Source organism: Pseudoxanthomonas mexicana, assembly GCF_001556105.1.
Lineage (GTDB): Bacteria > Pseudomonadota > Gammaproteobacteria > Xanthomonadales > Xanthomonadaceae > Pseudoxanthomonas_A > Pseudoxanthomonas_A mexicana_A.
Genome location: NZ_LSIF01000092.1, coordinates 59,010 through 74,314 on the forward strand (window position 1 = coordinate 59,010; position 15,305 = coordinate 74,314).

Here is a 15,305-nt window from a genome sequence, read left to right on the forward strand (position 1 = left end):
AGACATGGCGAACAATCACGATTTCCTGGACCAGGTTCAACGATACATTTCCGAGCACAGGAGGGATGGACTTGCCGCCTACAACATCTCAGGCATCTACGATCTCCTCCCGGAGACACAGTCCGGCGCTACAGATGTTGCGTACAAATGGCCAGAGTCATGGCCAAATTCCTCCAATGCTGGTGTGTATGCGATCTTCGGTTCGGACATGAGGCTTTTGTATGTTGGCAAGAGCTCCATGAATAGCTTCTTGGGCACGCGCCTCAGCTCCTACTTTGGCTACACGCCGGAGCGCACGTGTCGCATCAAGGGCGACTGGAGCATAACCCCACGCTATCTAATGACGGTGGCAGTCCCTGATGACGCAACCTGGGAAGCGCCTGCACTCGAGGAATTCTTGGTTCAGCGCCTCAATCCATCGCTCAACAAGAATGGGCGATCTTCGTAGTGCGACCTGGAAATTCATTCACACCGCTGCCACTTCACTGCGCGGTTTGAACAAGACGATGGCTCATCTCGGTCGAGGCGTACCGCCACGTGCGCAACGAGTGCTGCATCGCCATCGACCTGCTGGTCGCCGGCACCCGCCCGGAGGTCTACGACCCGCCCGCCACGGCACCGTTCGACGAAGCGGCCGCGCGTGCGCGTTTGCAGGAAGCGCTGGCGGCGGTGCGGATCACGCGCTGACGCATCGCCCCCTTTCCCCTGCTTCACGGAGCGAGGGAAACTGGCCCGCGCGCGCGCAGCCGGCGACAATACGCGCCCACGGCGGCCCCACGCCGCCCGCCTGCCGAGCCCCATGACCGCCTTCGTTACGCCCGACCGCATCCGCAGCCTGTTCGCCCAGGCCATGTCCGACATGTACCGCACCGAGGTACCGCTGTACGGCGACCTGATCGAGCTGGTGGGCGAGATCAACGACGCGACGTTGCAGCGGGACACCGGCCTGGCGGCACGCCTGCAGCGCAATGCGGAGACGGAGCGGCTGGACCTGGAGCGCCACGGCGCCATCCGCGTCGGCACGCCGGCCGAGCTGGCGATGCTCGGCCGCGTGTTCGCGCTGATGGGCATGCATCCGGTCGGCTACTACGACCTGACCGTGGCCGGCGTGCCGGTGCACGCCACCGCGTTCCGCCCACTGACCGAGGCGGCGCTGGCCGCCAATCCGTTCCGCATCTTCACCTCGCTGCTGCGGCTGGAGCTGATCGCGGACGAAGCACTGCGCGCGGAAGCAGAAAAAATCCTCGCCAGGCGCGACATCTTCACCGCCGGCGCACGCGCGCTGGTGGCGCAGGCCGAACGCGACGGCGGACTGGACGACGCCGATGCGCAGCGCTTCGTCGCCGAGGTGCTGGAAACCTTCCGCTGGCACGGCGACGCGACCGTGCCGCTGGAGACCTATCGCGCGCTGCTCGGCCTGCACCGCCTGGTCGCCGACGTGGTCAGCTTCCGCGGCCCGCACATCAACCACCTGACCCCGCGCACGCTGGACATCGACGCCGCACAGGCGGCGATGCTGGCACGCGGCATCCAGGCCAAGGCGCAGATCGAAGGCCCGCCGCGGCGCGCGGTGCCGATCCTGCTGCGCCAGACCAGCTTCAAGGCACTGGAAGAGGAAGTCGCGTTCCCCGACGCCACCGGCACGCTGGTGCCCGGCAGCCACAGCGCGCGCTTCGGCGAGATCGAACAGCGCGGCCTGGCGCTGACGCCGACCGGACGCGAGCTCTACGACCGTCTGCTGGCCGACGTACGCCAGGCCGGTGGCGCCGGCAACACCTCGGCCGACTATCCGCAACGGCTGGCGGCGGCGTTCGCCGCGTTCCCGGACGACGAGACCCTGCTGCGCCAGCAGGGCCTGGGCTACTTCCGCTACCGCCTGACCGAGCGCGGCACCGCCCTGCCGGCCACCGAGCGCGCGGCGATGACGCCGGACGCGCTGGTCGAGGCCGGCCACGCCGTCGTCGATCCGATCGTCTACGAGGACTTCCTGCCGGTCAGCGCCGCGGGCATCTTCCAGTCCAACCTGGGCGGCGGCGAACAGCGCGCGTACGACGCGCATGCCAACCAGGACGCCTTCGAGGCGGCGCTGGGCGCGACCATCCACGACCCGTTCGCGCTGTACGCGCAGGCGCAGGACGCCTCGATCGCCTCGCTGCGGTCGTAGGGCGGGCCCAGGCCCGCCATTGCCATGTCGGGCCTCGCGATGCGAAGCGAATGACGTCGTCGTCCCGCTGCCACGGCACCGAACGCCTGCGACGGCGGGCCCGGGCCCGCCCTACGAGGTGGTGCGGCACGTCGCCAATCCGTGAAACCCGCACCGCACGGTCACCCGCTGTTCCACACAACATTTGGTGTTGACGCTTCCCGGACCCCCCACTATCTTGTGGCTGTCGGTTCCGGCGGTGGCTAGCCTCCGGATGAAAAGGGAAGCCGGTGACGCCTCGCGCCACTCCGGCACTGCCCCGCAGCGGTAATTGGGAACGACCCCGCCACACAGCACTGAGGCCCAGCCTCGGGAAGCGGCGGACTAGGAGGAAGGCCTGCCTTCCGTGCCCATGAGTCCGAAGACCTGCCGACAGCCGCGCGTTGCACACCGCGCGGTGCCGGCCGCGGATTCTCCGGGGGGAGATGGCTGGCGAAGCAGGGCACCCGCAGTCCGTCTGCGTGGTCTCGCTCCCTGCGACGCCGCTTCCCCACTGTTGATCTCCATCCGGCCTTGCGCGACCCCGCGAGGGACGGGCCGCCGCGTGCACCACGCATGGAGGAATTTCGTGACCCAGATCGACAGCGCCGTCGCCGACGCCGGCACCACCCCGTCCCAGAAGGACGCGTTCTCGCTGACCCCGCCGCCCACCGCCACCGCGATGAGCGTGACCAAGCGCAACGGCGGCCGCGAGCCGGTGGACCTCAACAAGATCGTGCGCGCGGTGCAGCGCAACTGCGAAGGCCTGCACGCCATCGACCCGATGCGCGTGGCCACCCGCACCATTTCCGGCCTGTACGACGGCGCCAGCACGCGCGAACTGGATGAACTGTCGATCCGTACCGCCGCGCTGCTGACCGGCGAAGAGCCCGAATACAGCCGCCTGGCCGCGCGCCTGCTGGCGGCCTACATCGCCAAGGAAGTCACCGGCCAGGAGATCCATGCGTTCTCGCAGTCGGTGACACGCGGCCACGAGGTCGGCCTGATCAACGACCGCCTGCTGAACTTCGTGCAGACCAATGCGCGCAAGCTCAACGATGCGCTGGACGCCTCGCTCGACCTGCACTTCGACTACTTCGGCCTGCGCACGCTGTACGACCGTTACCTGCTGCGCCACCCGCACACGCGCAAGGTGATCGAGACGCCGCAGCAGTTCTTCCTGCGCATCGCCTGCGCGCTGAGCGAGGACGTGCCGGAAGCGCTGGCGCTGTACCGCCGCATGGGCAACCTGGACTACCTGCCCAGCTCGCCGACGCTGTTCAACAGCGGCACCACGCACGAGCAGCTGTCCTCGTGCTTCCTGCTGGATTCGCCGCAGGACACGCTGGAGTCCATCTACGCCAAATACGGCGATATCGCCCAGCTGAGCAAGTTCAGCGGCGGCATCGGCGTCAGCTACACCCGCGTGCGTTCGCGCGGTTCGCTGATCAAGTCCACCAACGGCCACAGCAACGGCATCGTGCCGTGGCTGAAGACGCTGGATTCCTCGGTCGCGGCGGTCAACCAGGGCGGCAAGCGCAAGGGCGCGGCCTGCGTGTACCTGGAAACCTGGCACGCCGACATCGAGGACTTCCTCGAGCTGCGCGACAACACCGGCGACGAAGCGCGCCGCACGCACAACCTCAACCTGGCCAACTGGGTGCCGGACCTCTTCATGAAGCGCGTCGAGGCCGACCAGGAATGGTCGCTGTTCGATCCGCGCGTGACTCCGGAGCTGACCGACCTGTACGGCGACGCCTTCGAGCGCGCCTACGTGCAGGCCGAGGCGCAGGGCAAGGCGATGAAGACCACCTCGGCCCGCAAGCTGTATGGCCGGATGATGCGCACGCTGGCCGAGACCGGCAACGGCTGGATGACGTTCAAGGACAAGTGCAACGCCGCCAGCAACCAGACCCTGCGCGCCGGCAACGTCATCCACCTGTCCAACCTGTGCACCGAGATCCTCGAGGTCACCTCGGCCGAAGAGACCGCGGTGTGCAACCTGGGGTCGATCAACCTGGCCAAGCACTTCGACCGCGATCCGGACAACGGCCGCATCTGGTTCGATTTCGACAAGCTGGCCGAGACCGTGCGCCTGGCCGTGCGCCAGCTGGACCGCGTGATCGACCTGAACTTCTATCCGATCGAAACCGCACGCCGCGGCAACCTGCGCTGGCGCCCGGTCGGCCTGGGCTGCATGGGCCTGCAGGACGTGTTCTTCAAGCTGCGCCTGCCGTTCGACAGCGCCGAAGCACGCACGCTGTCGGCGAAGATCGCCGAGACCATCTATTTCCACGCGCTGGAAACCTCGGTGGAACTGGCGCAGGAACGCGGCCGCCACCCGTCCTTCGCCGACACCCGCGCCGCGAACGGCGAGCTGCAGTTCGACGCCTGGAACGTCGTGCCGGAGAACGCCGAGCGCTGGGACGCGCTGCGCGAGCGCATCAAGGAGCATGGCCTGCGCAACTCGCTGCTGATCGCCATCGCGCCGACCGCGACCATCGCGTCGATCGCCGGCTGCTACGAATGCGTGGAGCCGCAGGTGTCCAACCTGTTCAAGCGCGAGACGCTGTCGGGCGACTTCCTGCAGGTCAACCGCTACCTAGTGGACGAGCTGAAGAAGCTGGGCCTGTGGACGCCGGAAACGCGCGACGCGATCAAGCTGTCCGAGGGTTCTGTGCAGGGCCTGGCGCAGGTGCCGGAAGCGCTGCAGCAGGTCTACCGCACCGCATGGGAACTGCCGATGCGCTCGCTGATCGACATGGCCGCCGGCCGCGGTGCCTTCATCGACCAGTCCGCCTCGCTCAACCTGTTCATGGAAAGCCCGAACATCGGCGCGATGTCGTCCATGTACATGTACGCGTGGAAGCAGGGCATCAAGACCACGTACTACCTGCGTTCGCGCCCGGCGACGAAGATCGCCAAGACCACGGTCAGCACCGTTGCGGCCACCGAACCCAAGCGCGAGTACACACCGACCGAAGCGATCGCCTGCTCGCTGGAGAACCCGGAAGCCTGCGAGGCCTGCCAGTAACGCATCCCCCACGTCGACACGATCGACGGACCCTGGAAACAGGAACACGGAGGTTCCCGGCGCATGGATGCGCCAGCTTCTGATTTCGAGCCCCTCTCCCCCGGGAGAGGGGTTGGGGGCGCCTCGATAGCCGTTGTGACTCAATGATGTTCAGCGAGCCGCAGCGAGTCATGACGGGTGGCCATCCGGCTGTTCACCTCCTCCACTCGCTGTGGCTCGCTTTGGCATGCAACTGCCGATAAGCGACTGCGGCACCCCTCATCCGCCCTACGGGCACCTTCTCCCGAAGGGAGAAGGAGAACCACGAGAACACCGCACCATGTCCGCACAACCCAAGCAGATGCTGCTCGATCCCGGTTTCGAACTGACGTTGCGCCCGATGCGCTACCCGCAGTTCTATGACATGTACCGCGACGCCATCAAGAACACCTGGACGGTGGAGGAGATCAACTTCCAGATCGACATCACCGACCTGCACTCGAAGATGACGCCGGCCGACCGCCACCTGATCCACCGGCTGGTCGCCTTCTTCGCTACCGGCGATTCCATCGTGTCGAACAACCTGGTGCTGAACCTGTACCAGCACCTCAACGCGCCCGAGGCGCGCATGTACCTGTCGCGGCAGCTGTACGAAGAAGCCCTGCACGTGCAGTTCTACCTGACGCTGCTGGACAACTACCTGCCGGACCCGTCCGAGCGCTTCAAGGCGTTCGCGGCGGTGGAGAACATCCCGGCGATCAAGAAGAAGGCCGACTTCTGCTTCAAGTGGATCGATTCGATCCAGGACCTGCGCCGGATCGAGACGCGCGACCAGCGCCGCCAGTTCCTGCTCAACCAGATCTGCTTCGCGGCCTGCATCGAAGGCCTGTTCTTCTTCGCCGCGTTCGCCTACGTGTACTACTTCCGCTCGCGCGGCCTGCTGCCGGGCCTGGCCTCGGGCACCAACTGGGTGTTCCGCGACGAGAGCTGTCACATGGAATTCGCGTTCGAGTGCGTGCGCACCGTGCGCGAGGAAGAACCGGACCTGTTCGACGACCGCATGCAGCAGCAGGTCTACGACATGCTGGAAGAGGCGATCGAGTGCGAGGTGCAGTTCGCCGAGGACGTGCTGTCCGGTGGCGTGGCCGGCATCTCCACGCGCGACATGCGCCAGTACCTGCAGCACTGCGCCGACCAGCACTTCGCCAAGCTCGGCATGCCGAAGCGCTACGACGTGCGCAACCCGCTGCCCTTCATGGAGCTGCAGGACGTGCAGGAGCTGACCAACTTCTTCGAGCGCCGCGTGTCCGCCTACCAGTTGGGCGTGCAGGGCGAGGTGGGCTTCGACCACGCGTTCTGAGGCGGATTTCGTCACCCGTTGCGGGAGCGACGTGAGTCGCGACCGCAGCAATGAAGCTCCGTTAGCCCTTCACTGCCCGGACATCCCAGGATCTCCGGGCGATTCATTCGTGCGATCGCGACTGACGTCGCTCCCACGACAAGCGCTGCTGCCGTTACTTCGCCTTGTGCCGGTTGAAGAAATCGATCGGCGCGAGCACCGATTGCAGCCACTGGCTGGGACGCCCCATGCCATGGCCGGCGCCGGGCAGTCGCACCATCTCGACCTCGACGCCGCGCAGCTTCAGCGCACCGAACATCTGCTCGGTCTGGCTCATCGGCGTGCGGAAGTCCTGCTCGCCGGTGATCAGCATGGTCGGCGTCTTCATCTGGCCTGCCAGGCGGTAGGGCGAGCGTTCGAAGTAGACGCCCGGCTTGTCCCACGGCGCGGCGCCCATCCAGTGCTTCATGAAGAAGGCCGGCAGGTCGGCGGTAGTGACCTGGTCGGTCCAGTCCACTACAGGACGCAGCGCCACCGCCGCGCGGAACTTGTCCGGCTCCTTGCCGATGCCCCACAGCGTCAGCACGCCGCCGCCGGAGCCGCCGCCGATGAACAAATTCCTGCCGTCGACATAGGGGCGCTTCGCGACTTCGTCCACGATCGACATCAGGTCGTCGTGGTCCTGGCCGGGATACGCGTTGGTGATCGCATTGGCGAAGCGCTCGCCGTAGCCGATCGAGCCGCGCGGATTGGCGAACACCACGATGTAGCCCGCCGCCGCATAGAGGCTGTGGGTGATCGAGAAGAACGGACCGTAGTCGGTGTTCGGGCCGCCGTGGATGTCGAGGATCAGCGGGTAGCGCTTGTTGGTACTGAAGTCGGGTGGGAAGGCGATCCAGCCTTGCACCGGCAGGCCGCCGGCACGGCTGACCACCGTGACTTCCTCGATCCCCGCGGACGACTTGCCATCGGCCCACGCGCGATTGAAATCGATGGCGCCGGTCTCGCCCTGGCCGCGGCTCACGCCCAGGCCGGCGGGTCGGTCGGCGAAGCTGGAGGTGTAGGCGAACGTGCCCCGCGCCGCGGAGAACTGCCCGCCCGACGACGGCAGGTACAGCCGCGTGCCGCCGACGCTGTTCACCACCTCGCTGCGCGCGCCGGTGATGGCGACGATCGTCGCGATGCGCTGCACGCCCCGGTCGTAGTACAGGGTGTGGAGGGCCGCGCTGTCTTCGCGCCAGAGCATGCCCGCCACCGGACGATCAAGGTCGGCGGCCAGTGCATGGATCGATGCACCTGGCGTCGGCCCGGTCGTCCACAGGCGCGGCATGTCGTAGAAGTTCGCGGAAGCCTCGCTGCCCAGGAACGCGATCCGACGGCCATCGGGCGATACCTCCGGCGCGTACTCGCTGCCGGCGCGCGAGGTCAGCCGCTGCTTCGCGGCCTTGCCCGCGGCGTCGTAGAGATACAGATCGCTTTCGAGCGGGCCGTTGATCGGGTCGGCCGTGTAGCTGCCGACCACGTGCCGGCCATCCGGCAGCCAGACGATGCCCGTCTTGTCGATCTGGTTCGTCTCGCCCTGGGTCAGCCGGGTGATCGCCGCAGTCGCCACCGTCACCGTGTAGAGGTGATTGGCACCGGGCTTGATCTCGCCGGTACCATCGGCCCGCCAGAACAGGTCGGTGACGATCTTCGCATCCGCTGCCGATTCGGCGCCTTTCGGCTTTTCGGGCATGCCCGGAATCGACGCCGGCTTGGCCTCTTCCCTGCCGATGAAGGCGATGCGGGTGCCATCGGGCGACCAGCGCAGGGTGCCGGGCGCCAACTCGCCGGTCGTCAGCGGTCGGCCTACACCGTCGGCCAGCACCATCTCGAAGACCTGCGGCTTGTCGATGGACGTCGCGACATAGGCGATGCGACGGCCATCGGGCGAGAACACGGCATCGCGCGGACCGACATCGCGCGCCACCAGCAGGCGCTGGTCGATGATGGCGCCGTGCTCGTCTAGATGCGCCAGCCACAGTTCGCCGGTGCGGCGATCCTGCGCGCGGTCGAAGGCGGCGCGGGTGAACAGCACGCGCTTGCCGTCGGGTGCGACGACCGGACTGGTCACCATCGAGAGGGCGTAGATGTCTTCCGCCTTGATGGGCTCCTTCGCGAACGCGGGAACCAGGCAGGCGGAGGCGAGCGTCGCGGCCAGCGCGAAAGAGAGGGTGGTCTTCATGCCCGCAGCCTACCCGTGGCCGCGCCGTCCACGCAACGCATCGCCTTCTGTCGTGGGAGCGGCGTCAATCGCGATCACGATCCGACGTACAACGATGCCATGCGGTCGCGACGGACGTCGCTCCTGCACCAGCCCACGACATCTCCACGCTATCCTTGCGACAGCGAGATACGAACCGGAGCACCCCGATGTCAGAACTCCCCAACGCCGAATCACGCCCCACTGAGGCGCGATTGCTGCACATGGTCTTCCCCGACCACACCAACCATCTGGGCACACTGTTCGGTGGCCAGGCGCTGGCATGGATGGACATGTCGGCGTTCATCGCCGCGTCGCGCTATGCGCGCGCCACCGTGGTGACCGCGCGTTCGGAACAGGTGGACTTCAACCAGCCGATCCACAAGGGCGACCTGGTCGAAGTGGTGGCCCGCATCGTCAAGGTCGGACGCAGTTCGATGAATGTCGATGTCGACGTGATCACCGAAGACCTGATCAGCGGCGAGCGCAAGCTGTGCACGCGTGGCCACTTCGTGATGATCGCGCTCGATCCGCTGGGCCGGTCGACGCAAGCGCCGCCGCTGACGCCCACCCCGTAGGGCGGGCTCAAGCCCGCCGTCGTGCGGTATGGATCACATGGATGATGATCGAAGGCGCTCGCTCCGATACTTGCCATCGCAAGCGCCTACATGGCAATGGCGGGCCTGGGCCCGCCCTACGCGTTACGCTCGGTCGATCGCGATACCGGCGGCGTCCAGCGCAGCGCGCGTCGGCGCATCGCCTGATGGCGTGACCGGCCGGGTGAGGTCCCACAGGAAGCGCACGCGGAATCCGGCCGCGGCTGCATCCTGCGCCGACCACAGCACGCAGTAGTCGCGCGCCAGTCCGCAGACATGCACTTCCTCGATGCCGCGCTCGCGCAGCCAGCCGGCGAGGCCCGTGGTCGGGCGCGTGCCGTCGGGTCCATGGTTCTCGCGAAAGGCGCTGTACGAATCCACCTGCGGCCGCGTGCCCTTGCGCAGGATCAGGTCGGCGGGCGTCCAGTCGACGCCGGCAGCCAGCGCTGCGCCGGACGTACCCTGCACGCAATGGTCCGGCCACAGCACCTGCGGCTGGCCGTGCAGCGCGATCGTGTCGAACGGCGAATGTCCTGCGTGGCTCGACGCAAAGGACGCATGCCCGGCGGGATGCCAGTCCTGCGTCGCCACCACCGTGGCGTAGCGTCGCGATGCGAGCAGCGCGGCGATGCCCGGCACGATGGCGTCGCCGTCGTGGCAGGCCAGCGCGCCGCCCGGCATGAAGTCGGGCTGCAGGTCGATCACCAGCAGGGCGGTGGAAGCAGGCAACGGGGACGACATCACGATCACGCGGCGATAGCGGGGCATTGCAGCCTAGCAGGCGCACCGCCCGACGACGTTGCGCGAGCGCAATGACGGGCAAGCCCCGGCACGGGCCGGGGCCTGCCCTGCCTCATGCAGCCTGTGCCGTCTCGCGGCGCAACGCATGCGCTGCCCGCACCATGCGTTCCAGCGCCGTGCGCACTTCCGGCCAGCCACGCGTCTTCAGCCCGCAATCCGGATTGACCCAGATCTGTTCGGGCGCCAGCACCGCACGCGCTTTCTCCAGCAGATCGAGCATCTCGCCACCCGTGGGAATGCGCGGCGAGTGGATGTCGTACACGCCGGGCCCGATCTCGTTGGGATAGCGGAACTTCACGAACGCCTCCAGCAGCTCCATGCGCGAGCGCGAGGTCTCGATGGAGATCACGTCGGCGTCCATCGCGGCCACGGCATCGATGATGTCGTTGAACTCCGAGTAGCACATGTGCGTGTGCACCTGGGTGTCGTCGGCGACGCCGGCGGCGCTGATGCGGAAGCATTCCACGGCCCAGTCGAGGTATGCCTGCCAGTCGGCGCGACGCAACGGCAGCCCTTCGCGCAGGGCGGGCTCGTCGATCTGGATGACGCGGATACCGGCGTCTTCCAGGTCCAGCACTTCGTCGCGTAGCGCCAGCGCGATCTGCCGGCACGTCTGCGCGCGCGTCTGGTCGTCGCGCACGAACGACCATTGCAACACCGTTACCGGCCCGGTCAACATGCCCTTCATCGGCCGGTCGGTCAGCGACTGGGCGTACTGCGACCAGCGCACCGTCATCGGCGCGGGACGCGACACGTCGCCGTAGATCACCGGCGGTTTGACGCAGCGCGAGCCGTAGCTCTGCACCCAGCCGTTCTTCGTGAACGCGAAGCCATCCAGCTGCTCGCCGAAATACTCCACCATGTCGTTGCGCTCGAACTCGCCGTGCACCAGCACGTCGATGCCGATCTCTTCCTGGAAGCGCACGCAACGCTCGGTTTCCTCGCGCAGGAACGCCTCGTAGTCGGCATCGGACAGCTTGCCGCCCTTGTTGCGCGCACGCGCTTCGCGCACCTCGTGGGTCTGCGGGAACGAGCCGATCGTGGTGGTGGGATACGCGGGCAGCCCGAGTAGCGTCGCCTGCGCGATGCGGCGCTGCGGATACGGTGAATCACGGTCGATGTCGCCCGCCTCCGGCGACGCCAGCCGCGCCGCGACCTCGGGACGATGCACGCGCCTGGACTGGCGGCGCGACTCGATGCGGTCGCGCGCCAGCGCGAGGCCGACATCGGCCGCACGCGGATCCTGCAGCGCGTCGGCGAGCAGGCGCAGTTCCTCAATCTTCTGGCGGGCGAATGCCAGCCACGACTTCAGGTCGACCGGCAGCGCCTTCTCGCCCGCCAGGTCGACGGGCACGTGCAGCAGCGAGCACGACGGCGACAGCCACAGCGCGCGGTCGCCGACATGGCCCTGCGCGTACTTCGCTAGGATCAGCGCGTTGTCGAGGTTGGTGCGCCAGATGTTGCGCCCATCGACCAGGCCGGCCGACAGCACGCGGCCCTTCGGCAGCTGTCTCAGCACCTCGTCCAGTTGTTCCTTGCCGCGGACGAGGTCAACGTGCAGGCCGTCGACCGGCAGCGCGCAGGCCAGCGGCAGGTTGTCGCCGAGGCGGCCGAAGTAGGTGGCGAGCAGCAGCGATGGGCGCGTGCCTTTCGCGAGCGCGGCATACGCGCGCACGTAGGCATCGCGCGCAGCGTCGTCCAGATCGAGCACCAGGCAAGGCTCATCGATCTGCACCCAGTCGGCGCCGGCATCGTGCAGCTTCGACAGCAGGTCCGCATACACAGGCAACAGGCGGTCCAGCAGGGCGAGGCGGTCGCTGCCATCCACCGTCTTCGCCAGCAACAGGAAACTCACCGGCCCCAGCAACACGGGTCGCGCCGCGTGGCCGGCGGCGCGCGCTTCCAGGAATTCCGCGACCGGCTTGTCGCCGCGCAGGCGGAAATCCTGGCCCGCATGCAGCTCCGGCACCAGGTAGTGGTAGTTGGTGTCGAACCACTTGGTCATTTCCAGCGCACGCAGGTCGGTACCGTCGCGCTGCACGCCGCGCGCGAGCGCGAAGTAGCCGGCGAGCGGATCGCTGTCCGCCAACGTGCGATACGCCTCGGGGATGGCATCGAACAGGAAGGCCGTGTCCAGCACGTGGTCGTACAGCGCGAAGTCGTTGCACGGCACCACATCGGCGCCGGCATCGCGCTGCAGCTGCCAGTGGCGATGGCGCAGGTCGCGCGCGGTGGCTTGCAGGTCGTCGGCGGTGGTGTCGCCGCGCCAGTAGCTTTCCAGGGCGGCTTTCAGCTCGCGCTTCGCGCCGATGCGCGGGAAGCCGAGGGTGGTAACGGTGGTCATGGTGCGTGTCCTCATGCGTGGCGGATGAGGAACGAAGGAACCGCGCGCCGGAAAGGAGCCCGCCACGCCAGCGACCTTCGCCCCCGCGGGCGAGCCGGAGTGCCGAAGTCGGGCGCAGGAGGACGCATCCGGGCAGGCGCGCGCGGACACGGGCTCCGGCCACCTCCCCTCGGAAGCTCCAGGTCAGTCGGAGGACGGTCATGTCCTCCGGCCAGGGCAGGTCTTCGGGCTCATGGACGGGCGCGGGTGCGCTGGCCTACTTCCCGCCGCTTCCCGGTCCGCGTGGACCAGTGCTGTTGGCGAGGTTCGTTTCCAAATACCGCTGCGGGGCAGCGCCGGAATAGGCCCATCGAACAGGCCGCACCGGCTTCCCTTTTAATTCCATCGCTTCATTGGGATAAAGCGATGGAAACCTTGGCGGGGCGAACGTTACGCCGCCGTCGTGGATGGGTCAAGCCCGACTGCCGGGCCGTCAGATGCCAAAGGCAGCGAGCAGGTCAGCACCGCTGGGTCACGGCACGCCGCTGGCGGTGACGCGGCAGGTCAGGCCGATGGTGACGACGCCGCCATTGGGAAACGTCGGGATCGCCGCGCCGGCTTGCAGGCCACTGGCGGTCAACGGACTCGGGCACGTGGCGCTTCCCGTTGCGGAACACGTCGGCGCGGGCAGGCCCGAGGCCACACAGTCGAGGCCTGCCATCGCCGGGTCGCGTACGACCGCTCCGTGCGCAGCGGCGACGCCAAGATTGCGCACTATCAACGTAAAGGTCACTTGGCTTCCACTGACTACCTGACCGGGTGACGCGGACTTTTCGATCGACAGGTCGGTTTCGTTGCTGTCGTTGTTGTTGATCGTGCAGATGACCGTGTCGCCGGCGGCCAGCGTGATGCTGTTGCCCACGACCGCAGCACCGCCATTGCGGACACAGCTGTAGAGGCTGGCGATGTAACCGGTCGGCGTGGCGCTTTCCGAGAGCGTGTACGTGCCTGGTGTGACCGTGGCATTGGTCACCGCTGCGCTGCCGGTCGCGCCACTGATGGAGGTGGGACCTGCGGCGGACAACGTCCATGCCGACGCCGGCTGCGTCCCCCCGTGGTCGTTGGTCACCGTCTTGGCCAGCGTCAGCGAGGTGCCGCGCGTATTGGTGAAGGTGCAGGTCAGGTTGGCGCCCGCGGCCGTCGCGGCGGCGTTGAGCGTCAGCGTCCGCGTTGCCGCGTTCAACGTCGCATCGCCGCCCGAAGGCAAGCCGGTGCAACTGGCCGCCGTGAGGGTATAGCCTGTCGGTGGCGCGCTCTCGGTAATCGTCGTCGCCACGCCTGCGGTCGTGAGCTCCTGCGTGGTTCCGCTGACCGCCGTCCCTGCCGTTGTCGTGGTCAACGTCTGGCTGCCGATGCCATTCGTGCCCGTGAAGCTGAAGGCGCCGGTGCCACCGACACTGATCTTGCGAATCGTCACCCGCGGCGGCACCGCATTGGTGATGGTGCAGACCACATCGGAGGGTCCGGTGGTGCTGGGGATGTTCAATGTGCCCGGGAACGTCGTGCCCGACCCCACCGACGCATTGCCATTGGCCGCGTCCACGCACTGCCAACTGCGCCGGTAGTTGGCCAGGTTCGCCCCCCCGGAGGCAACTTCATTGATGGTGAAGCTCTGCCCGTCCACACCGCCCAGCAAGGGGCCCACGACAGCCGCCTGCAGGCCGGAGGCGGTGCCGGAGGTGGTGACGCTGCCGGACGAGCCACCCGACAACTGCAGCGTGAACTGGTCATTTGTTGCGAAGCGCCCACCGGGCAGATCCTTGCGCAGCGTGATGGTGTTGGGGCTGGCGCAGGACGCCAGGTCGCTCACCGCACCTGCACTGGCCGTCCCTGTGCTGATCTGCGCGCCGGTCAACGGGTTGTAGCGCCGGATCACGTTCCCCCCCGACTGCATGCTGGTCATGATTTCGCCCGCCGCATTGAAGGCGATGCCGCCCACGTTGCCTGCGCCGCTCCCCGCCGCCACCTGTGCAACGATCGATGCAGGCAAGGTCTGAACCCCGCTGGTCGGCACCTGACCGATCCGATAGATATGGTTGGCAGGGGTGTTGTCCGCATTGCCCGACAGCAGGTAAAGGTTGCCCGCGCTGTCGAACGCGATGTCGCCGTTGTTGCCGGTGGTGCCCGTGATCTGCGCCACCCGGACCGGCGCCGCAGAAGGCGTGGCAGGATTGAAAACGTACAGCTGCCAACTGGTGGCCGAGAGCGCGTTGGTGGAGGCACCCGCCAGATACAACAAACCGTTGGCCGGATTCACTGCGCCGCTGTTGAAGCCACCCATCCCGGACTGCAGGGTGGGCGTGCCGGAAGTACTCAGCGCCGTCGCCGTGCTGCCGCTCATGCTGTACACGGTGACCTGGCCACCCGAAGACCCGCTCGTCGCCACGTAGGCGCGGGTTCCCCCGGACCCGATGCCGAAGGCATTCACTGCGCCCGCGCCCGACAGTGTGGCAACGTAGCTTTGCGTGCCGTTGTTCGCAGTGAGATATACGTCACCGTCGGCGCCATTGATGGCATACACGCTGCCGCAACTGAACTGCGCGAAGGCCGGGCTGGCCTGCACACCGGCGACCAGCGCGAGCAGCGCGGCACCGCCACGCATCCACGAACCACGCGCCCATCCCCTCATCCTGCCCGTCATGACTTCCCCTCGCCCCGCAGTGAGGCCGCACCTGCGGCCGTTCGACATCCCGATGGCGAGCGGTACTCCTCTCACCACCAGAAAGGTGACGTAACAGAAATCGCGACC

Annotated in this window: 10 protein-coding genes and 2 riboswitches; of the genes, 6 read left to right on the top strand and 4 right to left on the bottom strand. The window is 67.3% G+C overall.

Going from position 1 to position 15,305, the window contains the following annotated elements; translation table 11 throughout:
- Positions 1-4: 4 nt before the first annotated feature.
- From AX730_RS18980 to AX730_RS16000, 5 genes are all read left to right on the top strand, one after another.
- On the top strand, positions 5-448 hold the full coding sequence (locus tag AX730_RS18980; RefSeq protein WP_157074303.1) for a GIY-YIG nuclease family protein: 444 nt from the start codon (positions 5-7) through the stop codon (positions 446-448).
- A gap of 89 nt (positions 449-537) precedes the next feature.
- Positions 538-687 carry a hypothetical protein gene (locus AX730_RS18985; RefSeq protein WP_157074304.1) on the top strand — a complete coding sequence of 50 codons (150 nt, stop codon included), beginning with the start codon at positions 538-540 and terminating at the stop codon, positions 685-687.
- 112 nt (positions 688-799) lie between these two features.
- Positions 800-2,164 carry a 2-oxoadipate dioxygenase/decarboxylase HglS gene (hglS, locus tag AX730_RS15990; RefSeq protein ID WP_062358195.1) on the top strand — a complete coding sequence of 455 codons (1,365 nt, stop codon included), beginning with the start codon at positions 800-802 and terminating at the stop codon, positions 2,162-2,164.
- 210 nt (positions 2,165-2,374) lie between these two features.
- Positions 2,375-2,591, top strand: a riboswitch (cobalamin riboswitch).
- 273 nt (positions 2,592-2,864) lie between these two features.
- On the top strand, positions 2,865-5,216 hold the full coding sequence (locus AX730_RS15995; protein ID WP_083538008.1) for a ribonucleoside-diphosphate reductase subunit alpha: 2,352 nt from the start codon (positions 2,865-2,867) through the stop codon (positions 5,214-5,216).
- A 319-nt stretch (positions 5,217-5,535) separates the two neighbouring features.
- Complete coding sequence (locus tag AX730_RS16000) at positions 5,536-6,555, top strand: ribonucleotide-diphosphate reductase subunit beta (protein WP_062358197.1); 1,020 nt, start codon at positions 5,536-5,538, stop codon at positions 6,553-6,555.
- A 154-nt stretch (positions 6,556-6,709) separates the two neighbouring features.
- On the opposite strand, the gene AX730_RS16005 is transcribed toward AX730_RS16000, so the two are convergent.
- Entirely contained in the window at positions 6,710-8,758 is a 2,049-nt protein-coding gene (locus tag AX730_RS16005) for a S9 family peptidase (RefSeq protein WP_062358199.1), read from the bottom strand.
- A 188-nt stretch (positions 8,759-8,946) separates the two neighbouring features.
- Here AX730_RS16005 and AX730_RS16010 point away from each other — a divergent pair, with 188 nt between their 5' ends.
- Complete coding sequence (locus tag AX730_RS16010) at positions 8,947-9,354, top strand: acyl-CoA thioesterase (RefSeq protein WP_062358200.1); 408 nt, start codon at positions 8,947-8,949, stop codon at positions 9,352-9,354.
- Positions 9,355-9,477: 123 nt separating this feature from the next.
- Here AX730_RS16010 and pncA read toward each other — a convergent pair whose 3' ends face one another.
- From pncA to AX730_RS16025, 3 genes are all read right to left on the bottom strand, one after another.
- Positions 9,478-10,140 carry a bifunctional nicotinamidase/pyrazinamidase gene (pncA, locus tag AX730_RS16015; protein ID WP_083537993.1) on the bottom strand — a complete coding sequence of 221 codons (663 nt, stop codon included), beginning with the start codon at positions 10,138-10,140 and terminating at the stop codon, positions 9,478-9,480.
- An 85-nt stretch (positions 10,141-10,225) separates the two neighbouring features.
- A complete protein-coding gene (gene metE, locus AX730_RS16020) occupies positions 10,226-12,517 on the bottom strand; it encodes a 5-methyltetrahydropteroyltriglutamate--homocysteine S-methyltransferase (protein WP_062358202.1) in 2,292 nt (763 codons plus the stop codon).
- Between the two features lie 198 nt (positions 12,518-12,715).
- Positions 12,716-12,949, bottom strand: a riboswitch (cobalamin riboswitch).
- A 79-nt stretch (positions 12,950-13,028) separates the two neighbouring features.
- Entirely contained in the window at positions 13,029-15,197 is a 2,169-nt protein-coding gene (locus AX730_RS16025; RefSeq protein WP_083537995.1) for a prealbumin-like fold domain-containing protein, read from the bottom strand.
- Positions 15,198-15,305: the final 108 nt, after the last annotated feature.

Coding starts and splice junctions, on each gene's coding strand:
- AX730_RS16010 (WP_062358200.1), top strand. CDS start 8,947: ATGTCAGAACTCCCCAACGCCGAATCACGCCCCACTGAGGCGCGATTG.
- pncA (WP_083537993.1), bottom strand. CDS start 10,140: ATGCCCCGCTATCGCCGCGTGATCGTGATGTCGTCCCCGTTGCCTGCT.
- AX730_RS16025 (WP_083537995.1), bottom strand. CDS start 15,197: ATGACGGGCAGGATGAGGGGATGGGCGCGTGGTTCGTGGATGCGTGGC.
- hglS (WP_062358195.1), top strand. CDS start 800: ATGACCGCCTTCGTTACGCCCGACCGCATCCGCAGCCTGTTCGCCCAG.
- metE (WP_062358202.1), bottom strand. CDS start 12,517: ATGACCACCGTTACCACCCTCGGCTTCCCGCGCATCGGCGCGAAGCGC.
- AX730_RS15995 (WP_083538008.1), top strand. CDS start 2,865: ATGAGCGTGACCAAGCGCAACGGCGGCCGCGAGCCGGTGGACCTCAAC.
- AX730_RS16000 (WP_062358197.1), top strand. CDS start 5,536: ATGTCCGCACAACCCAAGCAGATGCTGCTCGATCCCGGTTTCGAACTG.
- AX730_RS18980 (WP_157074303.1), top strand. CDS start 5: ATGGCGAACAATCACGATTTCCTGGACCAGGTTCAACGATACATTTCC.
- AX730_RS16005 (WP_062358199.1), bottom strand. CDS start 8,758: ATGAAGACCACCCTCTCTTTCGCGCTGGCCGCGACGCTCGCCTCCGCC.